The sequence below is a fragment of the Lentzea sp. DG1S-22 genome, assembly GCF_036321065.1.
Lineage (GTDB): Bacteria > Actinomycetota > Actinomycetes > Mycobacteriales > Pseudonocardiaceae > Lentzea > Lentzea jiangxiensis.
In genome coordinates, this window is sequence record NZ_CP143276.1 from 2,902,694 (window position 1) to 2,915,699 (window position 13,006).

11 protein-coding genes are annotated in these 13,006 nt (G+C 71.0%); 7 read left to right on the forward strand and 4 right to left on the reverse strand.

Features of this window, described 5'->3' with window-relative positions:
* Positions 1–31 precede the first annotated feature (31 nt).
* The 5 genes from V1227_RS12460 (at position 32) to V1227_RS12480 (ending at position 5,624) form a co-directional block, all read left to right on the forward strand.
* Positions 32–3,331 carry a CARDB domain-containing protein gene (locus tag V1227_RS12460; RefSeq protein WP_329792668.1) on the forward strand — a complete coding sequence of 1,100 codons (3,300 nt, stop codon included), beginning with the start codon at positions 32–34 and terminating at the stop codon, positions 3,329–3,331.
* Positions 3,332–3,384: 53 nt separating this feature from the next.
* Positions 3,385–4,236, forward strand: coding sequence for a universal stress protein (locus V1227_RS12465; RefSeq protein WP_329792669.1), 852 nt, complete (start codon positions 3,385–3,387; stop codon positions 4,234–4,236).
* Positions 4,237–4,242: 6 nt separating this feature from the next.
* Positions 4,243–4,662 carry a hypothetical protein gene (locus V1227_RS12470; protein ID WP_329792670.1) on the forward strand — a complete coding sequence of 140 codons (420 nt, stop codon included), beginning with the start codon at positions 4,243–4,245 and terminating at the stop codon, positions 4,660–4,662.
* 52 nt (positions 4,663–4,714) lie between these two features.
* Positions 4,715–5,188: a hypothetical protein gene (locus V1227_RS12475; RefSeq protein ID WP_329792671.1), complete on the forward strand. Its 474-nt coding sequence runs from the start codon at positions 4,715–4,717 to the stop codon at positions 5,186–5,188.
* A 70-nt stretch (positions 5,189–5,258) separates the two neighbouring features.
* Positions 5,259–5,624 carry a hypothetical protein gene (locus V1227_RS12480; protein ID WP_329792672.1) on the forward strand — a complete coding sequence of 122 codons (366 nt, stop codon included), beginning with the start codon at positions 5,259–5,261 and terminating at the stop codon, positions 5,622–5,624.
* Positions 5,625–5,678: 54 nt separating this feature from the next.
* On the opposite strand, the gene V1227_RS12485 is transcribed toward V1227_RS12480, so the two are convergent.
* From V1227_RS12485 to V1227_RS12495, 3 genes are all read right to left on the reverse strand, one after another.
* Positions 5,679–6,614 (reverse strand): alpha/beta hydrolase, encoded by a 936-nt coding sequence (locus V1227_RS12485; protein WP_329792673.1) that lies wholly within the window; start codon positions 6,612–6,614, stop codon positions 5,679–5,681.
* A 140-nt stretch (positions 6,615–6,754) separates the two neighbouring features.
* Positions 6,755–8,755, reverse strand: coding sequence for a neutral/alkaline ceramidase (locus V1227_RS12490; RefSeq protein WP_329792674.1), 2,001 nt, complete (start codon positions 8,753–8,755; stop codon positions 6,755–6,757).
* 26 nt (positions 8,756–8,781) lie between these two features.
* Complete coding sequence (locus tag V1227_RS12495) at positions 8,782–9,642, reverse strand: EamA family transporter (RefSeq protein ID WP_329792675.1); 861 nt, start codon at positions 9,640–9,642, stop codon at positions 8,782–8,784.
* Positions 9,643–9,711: 69 nt separating this feature from the next.
* Here V1227_RS12495 and V1227_RS12500 point away from each other — a divergent pair, with 69 nt between their 5' ends.
* Together V1227_RS12500 and V1227_RS12505 are read left to right on the forward strand one after the other, a co-directional pair.
* Positions 9,712–10,560: a LysR family transcriptional regulator gene (locus V1227_RS12500; RefSeq protein WP_329792676.1), complete on the forward strand. Its 849-nt coding sequence runs from the start codon at positions 9,712–9,714 to the stop codon at positions 10,558–10,560.
* Positions 10,561–10,769: 209 nt separating this feature from the next.
* Complete coding sequence (locus V1227_RS12505; protein WP_329792677.1) at positions 10,770–11,261, forward strand: hypothetical protein; 492 nt, start codon at positions 10,770–10,772, stop codon at positions 11,259–11,261.
* Positions 11,262–11,308: 47 nt separating this feature from the next.
* Here V1227_RS12505 and argG read toward each other — a convergent pair whose 3' ends face one another.
* Positions 11,309–12,754 carry an argininosuccinate synthase gene (argG, locus tag V1227_RS12510; RefSeq protein ID WP_329792678.1) on the reverse strand — a complete coding sequence of 482 codons (1,446 nt, stop codon included), beginning with the start codon at positions 12,752–12,754 and terminating at the stop codon, positions 11,309–11,311.
* Positions 12,755–13,006 lie beyond the last annotated feature (252 nt).

Here is a 13,006-nt window from a genome sequence, read left to right on the forward strand (position 1 = left end):
CCACATGAAATCCACGCTCATGAAGCGTGCTGTGAGTGCTGCGGTCGTCAGCGCTCTCGCACTGTTCGGACTGACACCCGCGGCAGGAGCAGCGGTTGCCCGGCTGTCCGCGACCCTGACCGCGAGCAGCACCAACGGCCCGTACGGCGCGGGCAACGCCGGTGACGGCAACCAGGGCAGCTACTGGGAGAGCACGAACGGCGTGTTCCCGCAGTGGCTGCAGGCCGACCTGGGCGCCGCGGAGGACGTCAGCAAGGTCGTGCTGCGCCTGCCCTCCGGCTGGGAGCAGCGCACGCAGGACCTCGTCGTGCAGGGCAGCCAGAACGGCTCGCAGTTCAGCGACCTCGTGGGTGCGCGCAGCCAGGTCTTCTCCCCCGGCTCGAACAACACGGTGACGCTGGACTTCCCCGCCACCAGCGCGCGTTACGTGCGCGTCACGATCACCGCCAACACCGCCTGGCCCGCCGGGCAGCTCAGCGAGTTCGAGGTGCACGGCGAGTCCGGTTCCGCCGAACCGCCGCCCGGTGACGACCTCGCCAGGGGCAAGCCGGTCGAGGAGTCCGGTCACGTGCACGACTTCGTGGCCGCCAACGCCGTCGACGGCAACACCGGCACGTACTGGGAGTCAGGCGGCTTCCCCGGTCACCTGACCGCGAAGCTGGGCTCGAACGCCGACATCACCTCGGTCGTCGTGAAGCTCAACCCCGGCAGCGCCTGGGGTGCGCGCACGCAGAACTTCGAGGTGCTGGGCCGTGCGGCGGGCGCCACGGCGTTCACGACGCTGAAAGCACGTGCCGACCACCGGTTCGACCCGGCCACCGGCAACACCGTGACCATCCCGGTCACCGGCCGTGCGTCGGACGTGCGGCTGCAGTTCCACTCGAACACCGGCGCGCCCGGCGGCCAGGTCGCCGAGCTCCAGGTGTTCGGCTCCGCCGCACCGGCTCCCGACCTGACCGTCACGAACCTGACGTGGACCCCGCAGAGCCCGAGCGAGGCCGACGCGATCAGGCTCACCGCCACCGTGCGCAACGGCGGCACCGCGGCCTCCGGCGCGACGACGCTGAACGTCACGCTCGGCGGCACCGTCGTGGGCACCGCGCAGGTCGGCGGGCTCGCTCCCGCGGCGACGGCGAGCGTCACGGTCGACGCCGGCCGACGGGGTGCCGGCTCCTACGCGGCCGCGGCCACCGTCGACCCGGCGGGCCAGGTCTCCGAGACCAACGAGGGCAACAACACCTTCACCTCCGGCTCGCCCCTGGTCGTCGGCCAGGCACCGGGGCCGGACCTGCGGGTCACCGGCGTCACGCCGAACCCGTCGTCCCCGGCGGCCGGGCAGCAGGTGACGTTCGCCGTGCAGGTCAACAACCGCGGCACGTCCGCGGCGGGCGCATCGGTGACCCGCGTGTCCATCGGCGGTAGCACGGTGAACGCCACCACGGGGGCGATCAACGCCGGTCAGACCGTGACGGTCAACATTGGCCCCTGGACCGCCACGAACGGCGGCGCCACGGCCACCGCGACGGCGGACGCCACCAACGTCGTGGCGGAGACCAACGAGAACAACAACACCGCCACGCAGTCCATTGTGGTCGGACGCGGCGCCTCGGTGCCGTTCACCACGTACGAGGCCGAGGCGGGCCGCTACCAGGGCACGCTGCTGGAGGCCGACGCCAAGCGCACGTTCGGGCACACCAACTTCGGCTCCGAGTCCTCGGGCCGCAGGTCGGTGCGCCTCGACGCGCAGGGCCAGTTCGTGGAGATCACCTCGACGGTCGGCACCAACTCGATCGTCGTGCGCAACTCGATCCCGGACGCCCCCGCCGGCGGTGGCCAGGAAGCGACGATCAGCCTGTACGCGAACGACCAGTTCGTGCAGAAGCTGACCCTCTCGTCGCGGCACAGCTGGCTCTACGGCACGACCGACGACCCCGAGGGCCTCACGAACCGCCCCGGCGGCGACGCCCGCAGGCTGTTCGACGAGTCCCAGGCGCTGCTCGCGAACTCCTACCCCGCGGGGACGAGGTTCAAGCTGCAGCGCGACTCCGGGGACACCGCGCAGTTCTACGTGATCGACCTGGTCGACCTGGAGCAGGTGGCACCCGCGGCGCAGAAACCGTCGGAATGCGTCTCGATCACGCAGTACGGTGCCACGGCGAACGACCAGACCGACGACACGGACGCGTTGCAGCGCGCCGTGACGGCCGACCAGAACGGGGAGATCCCCTGCGTCTGGATCCCGGAGGGCCGCTTCCGCCAGGAGAAGAAGATCCTGACCGTGTTCAACAGCGGTGGCGACAACCAGGTCGGCATCCGCAACGTCACGATCCGCGGCGCCGGCATGTGGCGCTCGCAGCTGTTCTCGCTGATCCAGCCGCAGGACGCGGACACGATCAACCACCCGCACGAGGGCAACTTCGGGTTCGACGTCGACGACAACACGCAGATCTCCGACATCGCGATCTTCGGCTCCGGCCGGATCCGCGGCGGTGACGGGGGCGCCGAGGGCGGCGTCGGCCTCAACGGCCGGTTCGGCAAGAACACCAAGGTCACCAACGTGTGGATCGAGCACGCCAACGTCGGTGTCTGGGTCGGCCGCGACTACGCCAACCTGCCCGACCGCTGGAACCCCGGCGACGGCCTGCTGTTCAGCGGCATGCGCATCCGCGACACCTACGCCGACGGCATCAACTTCACCAACGGCACCCGCAACTCCACGGTGTTCAACTCGTCGTTCCGCACCACGGGCGACGACGCGCTGGCCGTGTGGGCGTCGAAGTACGTGAAGGACCAGAACACCGACGTCGGCAGCGGCAACGCCTTCCTCAACAACACGATCGCGCTCCCCTGGCGTGCCAACGGGATCGCCATCTACGGCGGGTCGGACAACCGCGCCGAGAACAACATCATCTCCGACACGGCGAACTACCCGGGCATCATGCTGGCGACCGACCACGACCCGCTGCCGTTCGGCGGGACGACGCTGCTCGCCAACAACGCCCTGCACCGCACGGGTGGCGCGTTCTGGGGTGAGGCGCAGGAGTTCGGCGCCATCACGCTGTTCTCCCAGAACCTGCCGATCCCCGGCGTCGTCATCCGCGACACCGAGATCCTCGACTCGACCTACGACGGGATCCAGTTCAAGGGCGGCGGCAGCGGCATGCCGGACGTGCGGATCACCAACGTGCGCATCGACAGGTCCACCAACGGCTCGGGCATCCTCGCGATGGCCCAGGCCCGCGGGTCGGCACGCCTGACGAACGTGACGATCACGAACTCGCGGGACGGCGACATCACCGTCGAGCCGGGTTCGCAGTTCGTCATCGGCTAGCTCACTTTTGGCGCCACCTCCGGCCGGGTATGCCCCAGCCGGAGGTGGTTTCCATGTCCACGGTCGTGGTCGGCTTCGACGGTTCCGACCTGTCGCGGCGGGCGGTGCTCTGGGGTGCCGAGGAGGCTTCCCGGCGCGGTGCGGCGTTGCAGGTGGTCCAGGCCGTGCGGGCTCCTCTGCCGGAGCCGGTGTTCACGCCGATGACGATCCCCGTGCCGGAGTTCGTCTCCGAGGAGACGATGTCGAAGGCCGCCGAGGACCACCTCGCCGAGCTCGCCGCCGAGGTGAGGCGGAACTGGCCGGGACTCGACGTCTCCGCGCACGTCCGCCTCGGCCGTCCGGTCGACGTCCTCGCCGACGAACCCGGCGAGCTGCTCGTGCTCGGCTCCTCCGGCCGCACCGGCATCCGCGAGATGTTCCTCGGGTCCACCGCCCTCGAGCTGGTGTCGGCCTGCGGGCGTCCGGTGGTCGTGACCCGTTCCGGCCCGCTGGAGGGCCGCGTGGTCGTCGGCGTCGACGGCTCCGAGACCTCGGCGGGCGCCCTCGCGTTCGCCTTCGACTTCGCCTCCCGCCACGGCCGCGAGGTGCTGGCGATCCACGCGTTCAACGACGCCGGCTGGGCCGAGCTGCCCGAGCCGGACGTCGGCCACGTCCGCGCCGACCTCGCCAGGCTCCTCGACGAACGGCTCGCGCCCCACGCCGCGCGGTGGCCCGGCGTGCACGTGGCGCGCGAGGTCGCGTTCGACGCTCCCGCCCGCGCGTTGCTGCGCGCGGCCGAGGGCGCGGCTCTCGTCGCGGTGGGCAGCCACGGCCGCGGCGCGGTGAGCCGTGCGATCCTGGGATCGGTCAGCCACGCTGTGCTGCACCACGCGCCGTGCGCCGTCGCGGTGGTCCATCGGAGGTGACGTGAGATGCGCGGGTTGGCGGCTGTGCTGCTGTGCCTGGTGCTTGCTTCGTGCGGTGCCACCGAACAGGCTCCCCTGCGGAGCCCCGCGTCGAGCACGTCCGACACACCCACGAGCACGCCGAGCGCCCCCGCACCGCTGCCCCCGTCGTCGGTGACGCCCACGCAGGCCCCGCCGCCGCTGCCCACGCCGTCGCGGGCGCTCGACCCGACCCTGAAGACGGTGCGGGGCACGGTGTCCGCCGGCGTCGAGCCGGGCTGCACGCTCCTCAGCACACCCGGCGAGCAGTACCTGCTGCTCGGCGCGGATCCCGCGATCGCGGTGAACGGCGCCGTCGTCGAGGTGTCCGGCAGGCCCGACCCCGGCGCTGTGACGACGTGCCAGCAGGGCACCCCGTTCGCCGTGACCCGCACCTCGCGGATCTGACTCCACGCGAACGGAGCACGCCGCGCTGGACCTTCCGGCGGATGCTGGGCGGGTGGAGCCGGACGAACGGCTCGAGCTGGTGTTCTCGGAGTCGCTGCGGGCCCTGAGCTACCAGCAGGGCGCGCTCGACGACCTGCGCTCCCGCGTCACCCTCCTGACCGCGGGAGCCGCTCTCGTGAGTTCCTCGTTCGTCGGCACCGCCCTGCAGAGCCCGCGCCGGGGCACGGCCACGGTCGTCGCGATCACCGCGATGACCGGCGTCCTCGCGCTGGCACTGGTGATCTGCGCACCGGTCTGGCGGTGGACGTTCCTGTCGAGCGCGTCCCGCCTGCTCGGCGCCGTCGACCTCGGGCACGACCTCGACTCGATGCGGCGGCACCTCGCGGCCGACTTCGAACGGTGGCTCGACGCCATCGAGAAGAAGCTCCGCAAGCTGCAGTGGTGCTTCGTGGCCGGGCTCGTGCTCCTGCTGGTCGAGGTGTCGGCGTGGTGCGTGCAGCTGGCGCAGTTGAAGGGGTGGTCGTGATGGCTCAGGGGTCCGGGGGACCGCCACCGGTGGCGAGGCCGCGAAGCCGTGGCCTCCGGTGGACCGCAGTATGATCAACTACGGGGTGCCCGCGCCGGTCCAGGCACCGGCGGCGGCCGTGCCGCCGCCGCAGTCCGTGCCGTTCCCGGCGCAGAGGCCGTCCGCGGGAGCGAGCCCGTTCCCGACGGGACCGATCCCGGTGCCCACCGGCTGGCCGCCCGTCGCCGGCGTGCCGGTCCGGGCGACCATCCAGCTCCCGCCCGTCGTCCACGTGCCGGCGGCGATCCAGCTCCCCGCCACGATCCAGGTCATGGCGACCATCCAGCTCTCGGCCGCGCCGCCCTCGGCCGCACGCCGCACCCCGCTCGTGCTCGCCCTGGCCGAGCTGGTGCTCCTCGCCGCGACCGCGGCGGTGCTCGTCCAACTGCTCCTCTGAACGCCGTTCGGCCCCGCTCCACCAGGGAGCGGGGCCGCGGAACGCCTGCGGTGCCTACTTCTTCAGCGCCTCGCGCAGGAAGGCGACGGCCTGGTTGATCGCGGCCTCGGCGGCGTGCGTGCCGCGCAGGGCGTTCAGCATCACGAAGTCGTGGATCGCGCCCGCGTACCGGACGGCGGTGACGGGCACGCCCGCCTCGCGCAGCTTGTCGGCGTAGGCCTCGCCCTCGTCGCGCAGGACGTCGGCCTCGGCGGTGATCACGAGCGCCTGCGGCAGACCGGCGAGCTGGTCGGGCGTGGCGCGCAGCGGGGAAGCGGTGATCTCGGCGCGCTCGACCGGGTTCGTCGTGTACTGGTCCCAGAACCACTGCATGCCGTCGCGGCGCAGGAAGTAGCCCTCGGCGAACTGCAGGTACGAGTCGGTGTCGAAGGACGCGTCGGTCACCGGGTAGAAGAGCACCTGGGCCACCAGGTCGACGTCACCGCGTTCCTTGGCCTGCAACGTCAGCGCGGCCGCCATGTTGCCGCCGACCGAGTCGCCGGCGACCGCCACGCGGGTCGCGTCGAGGCCGTAGGAGGCGCCGGAGTCCCGGATCCACCGCGCGGTCGCGTAGTTCTGGTTGATCGCGACCGGGTAGCGGGCCTCGGGCGAGAGCGAGTAGTCCGGGAAGACGACCGCGGCACCGGCACCGGCGGCGAGCTCGCGGACCAGGCGGTCGTGGGTGCGGGCGTTGCCGAAGACCCAGCCGGCGCCGTGGATGTAGAGGATGACCGGCAGGTCACCGGTGGTGCCGGCGGGCTTGACGACGCGGACCCTGAAGCCGTCGAGCTCGACCCACTGCTCGTCGACCTCGGGCGCCGCGATCTCGCCCGACTGGACCTCGTCGACGGCCTTGCGGCCCTCGGCCGGGTCGAGCTCGAAGAGGAACGGCCGCTGGGCGGTGGCGGCGGCGAACTCGGCGGCGGCGGGTTCGAGAACTGGGCGCTTCATGGCTTCCTCCTGGCGTTCCGGGGTGATGCCATAAAGCTAGTGCACGATTAAATCGTGCACAATGTAATCAGCGCCTCATCGGCACCGGGAACAGCGACGGCCCCTGCCCGCGAGAGGGCAGGGGCCGTCCGGGAAGAGCCTCAGCCGACGGTGAAGCCCGCCGTGGCGCCGGTGAAGCCGGTGATCCTGCCGGTCCACCCGGACTTCTCGTCACCGTGGTGCACGATCCGGTACGTGCCGGCCGGGGTGTCCGCCGGGATCTGCCAGGTGATCGTGGCGTTCGAGAAGGCGATGCCGACCCGTTCCCACCGGTAGCGCGTCGACCAGTCACCGTCGTCGGCGACGCGCACCCACCGGCCGTCCACCTGCCGCTGCACCTCCAGGAAGGTGTGGTTGCGGTGCAGGTTGTTCTTCGGGTGCCCGGTGACGAACACCGACGTGACGGTCTCACCGCGCCGGTACGAGGCCTTCGGCGCGGTCAGCACGTCGCCGTACCTCTTGTCGGCGGGCTTGTCGTCGAGCACGACACCGGTCTGCAGGTTGATCTCGGTGAACGGCGGCTTGCCCGGGTTCGGCCCGGCGGGCAGGGCGGTGCCGGCCCTCATCGACGCCGCGAGCTTCGCGAACTCCTGCTGGTACGCGGGCGTGGTGTTGCGGCCGAACAACGTCGAGCCGCCCTCGTACTGCTGCGAGTCGTACTCCTCGGGCGTGGTGACGTACTGGCTGTAGTCGTTGGCGTAGCCCTGGATCAGCACGTTGCGCACCGGAACACCGGCTTCGGCGGCCACCGCCTTGCGGATGCGCAGGCCCGCGGTGATCGTGACCTCACCGGGCACGGCGACGAGGTGCAGCTGTCCGATGCGGACGATCTGCAGCGGCACGACGTCCGGGGTGGCGCCGATCAAGCCCGTCGGCACCAGCGAAGCCTTGGGGAACTGGCAGTCCCGCAGCCACTGCGGGACCTCCATCTGCAACGGCTCGAAGAGCTTCTTCCACGGCGACTGCATGCCCTCGGAGAAACCGGGGATCGCCGGGCCGTCCTCGATGCTGCCCGCGATCGTGGACGCGCCGACGACGCCGGAGCAGGTGGTGCCGGGCTGGCCGGTGTCGGTGTAGCGGCCCTCGACCCGCACGGCCGACATGTCCACGAACCGCATCCGGTGGTCGACGCCACCGGTTACCGCGGCTTGCGGTCCGTTGTAGACCTCCTGCGCCTTGCGGTTCTGGCGCTCACCGATGATCCGGGCGTTCTCGAACTCGTTCTCGGTCGGGCCGGAGCCGGGCTTGAGGTTGAGGTTCGGCGACATGTCACCGGCGTTGGTGTTCGGGAACGCCGCCACGAAGCCCGCGGCGTCGTCCAGGTACCGCACGCCTTCGTCGTCGTGCTCCCACTGGTACGCCGCGTAGCCCTTGTTGTCCGGGCTGATCAGGGTGTTGGCGTTGGTGATCGACGTGTTGTGCGTGGCGAACCAGCTGATCGCGCCGACGTCGTCACCGGACTGCCGGAACCTCAGCACGGTCAGCTGCGGGTCGATGCCGCGCGGGAAGAAGCCCTTGTCCGGGTTGCGGTCGAACGCCACGCGCGACCGGTTGACCGACGCGTCGGTGAGCTCTCCGAAGCCGAGGCTGATCGAGCCGGGCTTCACGTCCTCGTGCGCCTCGACGACCGACTCGGTGATGCCGTCCACGACCGCCGCGAGAGCCTGCGGCTGCAGGCCGAGGATCGAGAGGTTGTAGGCGAGGTTGTGCGACTGGCCGCCGGGACCGCTGTGCGTGTGCGTGGCGGACAGCAGCAGGTTCTCGCGGGTGTAGGTGTTGCCGTACCTGGCCTGGAGCTTGGCGAGCACGCCCTCCTGGACCGCGCGGAAGATCATCGCGAGGTCGGCGTTGACGTACGCGACGCGCTTGTTCGTCGTCCGGTCGACCACGACGTAGGCCCGCGACCGCAGCCGCTGGTGGATGCCCGTCGTCTTCTGGTCGAACTTGGAGTAGCCCATCATGCCGTTCTCGGCGGCCGGGCCGGTGACGTCGGAGATGCCGCGGCCCACCAGGTACGGCTCGGGTTCCGCCCACGCGAACGGCCCGCTGACCAGCGCCGCACCGACGAGTGCGACGACCACCGTCAAGACTTTCGTCCGCATGACCACCCCGCCGAAGTGAATTGGATTCACATTTCAGGATCGACGGTAGGTGATCCAGACCACTTCGAGCAAGTCACCGCGAGTGCGTTGGCGGTGACGACGAGCAAGATCCCGGCCCAGTGGTGCACCTCGAGGGTCTCCCCCAGCACCACCAGACCGGCGAGGGCCGCCAGCACCGGGTGCACGCTCATCGCCAGTCCGAACAACCGCGCGGGCACCTTCCGCAGCGCGATCAGGTCGACGGCGTACGGCACGACGCTGCAGAACACGCCGGCGCCGATCGCGTACAGCACCGAGAGCCCTGTCAGCTTCCCGTGCACCACCAGCAGGACGACCACCGGGACGTACAGCGCCGCCGACATCGCGGTCGCCACCGCGGGCGCCTGCAGACCCGGCAACCGCGCGCCGACCAGGCGGTTGAGCAGGATGTAGGACGCCCAGCACCCCGCCGCGAGCAGGCCGAGCCCGACGCCGAGGTAGTCGCTGCTCGGGCCGGGCAGCACCAGCACGTACACGCCGGCGGCCGCGATCAGCACGAACAGGAAGTCGCGGCGCGTGCGCGACCCGGCCAGGGCGACGCCGAGCGGCCCGAGCACCTCCAGCGTGACGGCGAGACCGAGGCCGATGCGGTCGATCGCCACGTACAGGCTCAGGTTCATCGTCGCGAACACCAGGCCGAGCGCGATCGTCGGCCACCACTGCGCCCTGGTGAAGTTCCGGACGTCCGGGCGGGCCACCGGGAGCAGCACCGCGGCCGCCACGAACTGGCGCACCGCCACCACCCCGGCCGGGCCGATGGCGGCGAACGCGTGGGCGCCCACGGCGGCGCCGAGCTGGTTGCTGGCCGCACTCGCGGTCATCGTCGCGAACCCGCTGAAGTTCCTCATGTCGTCCAGCCTGCGGATCGAAGACCGATACGGGAAATGCATGAGCCGTGCGACCTATACGCTGGACGCATGGATCTGCGGCACGTCCGGGCGTTCGTGGCGGTGGCCGACGCGGGCACGTTCACCGACGCCGCACGGGAACTCGGCCTCACGCAGGCGTCGGTGTCGCGGTCGGTCGCCGCCCTGGAGGCGTCGCTGGGAGTGCGGCTGCTGCAGCGGACCACGCGGCACGTCGCCCTGACCGCGGTCGGCGCGAAGGTCCTCGCGGGCGCCCGCCGGGTGCTGGACGAGGTCGCGCACCTGCACCGGATCGCGTCCCGGTCGCTGACGGAGCTGCGGATCGGCTACGCCTGGGCGGCACTCGGCAAGCACACCCGGCGCGTGCAGAAGGCCTGGGCCGCCGAGCACCCCGGGCTGCCGCTGGTGTTCGTCCAGTCGAACTCCCCGACCGCGGGGCTCGCGGAAGGCACCGCCGACGTCGCCGTGGTGCGCAAGGCCCTCGACGACCCGCGGTTCGAGACGGCGCTGCTCGGCACCGAACGGCGCTACGGCGTGGTCGCGACGGACAACCCGTTGGCGCGCAAGCGTTCGCTCAAGCTGGCGGACCTGGCCCGGTACTCGCTGGCCGTGGACGACCGCACCGGCACGACCACCCTGGACCTGTGGCAGCCGGGCGGGGCACCGGCCGTCGTGCGCAACACCGGCGGCGTCGACGAGTGGCTGACGCTGATCGCGGCGGGGCAGGCCGTCGGCATGACGTCCGAGGCGACGGCGAGCCTCAACCCGCGACCGGGCGTGGCCTACCGGGCCGTGGTGGACGCGCCGCCGATCGCGGTGTGGCTGGCGTGGTGGAAGGACCAGCCGCCGCAGCACCTCACCGATCTGATCACGCTGGCGTGCGACGCCTATCGCGGGTGAGAAAACGCCTCCGGCACGGGGCGGATGAGTGGACAGCCGCCCCGTCACCCCCGCAGTGGACGACATCGCGCACACGCCCCGACGGCGGTGATGACGTGGTTCGCCGGCGTCCTGCCAGGCGCGCCTGGAGCTGCACCGAGCCGCCGACCGGCACGAGCCGGGAGGGCGGCGGGGTAACGGCGGCGGGCTCCGCGCAGATTCATGCAGGCATGAGGTTCTTGATCACACCCGTGCTCCTCACCGTCCTGGTGGCGGGCTGCACGCCGGAGGAGGTCACCGGGTCCGGCTCCGCCGCGGACCCCACGTCGTCCACGGGCACCGGGACGACCGCTCCGGAGACCACCACTCAGGAGACGACGACGCGGGAAACGACGACCAGGGCCGCCGCCAACCCGCTGCCCGGCGTGCAGCCGGACCAGTACGAGGGCCTGCCGTCGCAGTTCTGCGACCGGCCGTTCACCGGCGCGCTCGGCAAGCCGATGCTGGCCGTCGTGGTGGAGACCCCGCAGGGGAGGCTGAACTGCGACCAGGCCGGGGCGGTGCTGTTCGACTACTACGCCGAACGCTCCGACCCCAGGACCGGGCTGCCGCCGGTCGAGATCGGGCCGATGTCGTGCAACCAGGTCACCGAGGGGCTCATGCCCCAGGTCGTGTGCTCCGACGCGGAGAACCTCATCTACTCGATGTGGCCGCAGACGTGACGGGAGCGGGTGGGCGATCGCGTCGCCCACCCCGCTCCCTCCGGGGATCAGTCCGTGCCGAACTCCATGGCCGCCGCGTCGAGCAGCTCGTCGGCCTCGGAGACCTCACCGCGCGAGGCGATGGCCTCCGCGCCGCCGTCCGGCACGTCGCCGATCAGCTGGGTCGGTTCGGGCTGCGCCGAGATGAGCGCCGACTGCCGGGTGCCCACCATGCCGAGGCCCGCGAACAGCTCCAGCTTGGCGCGCGAGTCCGCGATGTCGAGGTTGCGCATGGTCAGCTGGCCGATGCGGTCGACCGGGCCGAACGCCGAGTCCTCGGTGCGCTCCATCGACAGCTTGTCCGGGTGGTAGCTGAACGCCGGGCCGGACGTGTCGAGGATCGAGTAGTCGTCGCCCCGGCGCAGCCGCAGCGTGACCTCGCCGGTGACGGCGGAGCCGACCCAGCGCTGCAGCGACTCGCGCAGCATCAGCGACTGCGGGTCGAGCCAGCGGCCCTCGTAGAGCAGGCGGCCGAGCTTGCGGCCCTCGTTGTGGTACGCCGCGACGGTGTCCTCGTTGTGGATCGCGTTCACGAGGCGGTCGTAGGCGATGTAGAGCAACGCCATGCCGGGCGCCTCGTAGATGCCGCGGCTCTTCGCCTCGATGATGCGGTTCTCGATCTGGTCGGACATGCCGAGACCGTGGCGGCCGCCGATGGCGTTCGCCTCCAGCACGAGGTCGACGGCGTCGCCGAACTCCTTGCCGTTGATCGTGACCGGACGACCCTGGTCGAAGCCGATGGTGACGTCCTCGGTCGCGATCTCGACCGACGGGTCCCAGAACTTGACGCCCATGATCGGCTCGACGATCTCGATGCCCTCGTTGAGCAGCTCGAGCGACTTGGCCTCGTGCGTGGCGCCCCAGATGTTCGCGTCCGTCGAGTACGCCTTCTCGACGCTCGACCGGTAGGGCAGGCCGCGCTCGAGCAGCCACTCGGACATCTCCTTGCGGCCACCGAGCTCGGTCACGAACGCCGCGTCGAGCCACGGCTTGTAGATCCGCAGCGACGGGTTCGCGAGCAGGCCGTAGCGGTAGAACCGCTCGATGTCGTTGCCCTTGTAGGTGGAGCCGTCGCCCCAGATCTGCACGTCGTCGTCGAGCATGGCGCGCACGAGCATCGTGCCCGTGACCGCGCGCCCGAGCGGCGTCGTGTTGAAGTAGGCACGGCCACCGGAGCGGATGTGGAACGCACCGCAGGCCAGGGCCGCGAGGCCCTCCTCGACGAGCGCCGAGCGGCAGTCGACGAGGCGGGCGATCTCGGCACCGTACGTACCGGCGCGACCGGGCACGGTGTCGATCTCGGGCTCGTCGTACTGCCCGATGTCCGCGGTGTACGTGCAGGGCACAGCGCCCTTCTCACGCATCCACGCGACCGCGACGGAAGTGTCGAGACCACCGGAGAAGGCGATGCCGACGCGTTCGCCGGCCGGAAGTGAAGTGAGCACCTTGGACACGTTGAGAATTATGCACGAGGATGTATGAGCATGCACTACCGGGTCTCTGTTAGCTGTGCCTCAAGCAGTGGGCGGCGATGTCGTCGCTGGTCGTGAGCCACACGTCGGGTGCGGCGGCGAGGTGAGCGAGCGCCTGGCACTCAACCCCTGAAGGAAGTCCACCGGCGTCCGATTGGGGAGAGCACGCCGTTCGGCTCGAGCAACCGCGAGGAAGGGGCGCATCCATCGGCACGGTCTCGGCCGTCGCCAACC

What these genes read in the sequence shown, in the direction of transcription:
- V1227_RS12480 (WP_329792672.1), top strand. Translation starts at nt 5,259, where the DNA reads ATGATCAACTACGGGGTGCCCGCGCCGGTCCAGGCACCGGCGGCGGCC.
- V1227_RS12485 (WP_329792673.1), bottom strand. Translation starts at nt 6,614, where the DNA reads ATGAAGCGCCCAGTTCTCGAACCCGCCGCCGCCGAGTTCGCCGCCGCC.
- V1227_RS12505 (WP_329792677.1), top strand. Translation starts at nt 10,770, where the DNA reads ATGAGGTTCTTGATCACACCCGTGCTCCTCACCGTCCTGGTGGCGGGC.
- V1227_RS12495 (WP_329792675.1), bottom strand. Translation starts at nt 9,642, where the DNA reads ATGAGGAACTTCAGCGGGTTCGCGACGATGACCGCGAGTGCGGCCAGC.
- V1227_RS12490 (WP_329792674.1), bottom strand. Translation starts at nt 8,755, where the DNA reads ATGCGGACGAAAGTCTTGACGGTGGTCGTCGCACTCGTCGGTGCGGCG.
- V1227_RS12500 (WP_329792676.1), top strand. Translation starts at nt 9,712, where the DNA reads ATGGATCTGCGGCACGTCCGGGCGTTCGTGGCGGTGGCCGACGCGGGC.
- V1227_RS12470 (WP_329792670.1), top strand. Translation starts at nt 4,243, where the DNA reads ATGCGCGGGTTGGCGGCTGTGCTGCTGTGCCTGGTGCTTGCTTCGTGC.
- V1227_RS12465 (WP_329792669.1), top strand. Translation starts at nt 3,385, where the DNA reads ATGTCCACGGTCGTGGTCGGCTTCGACGGTTCCGACCTGTCGCGGCGG.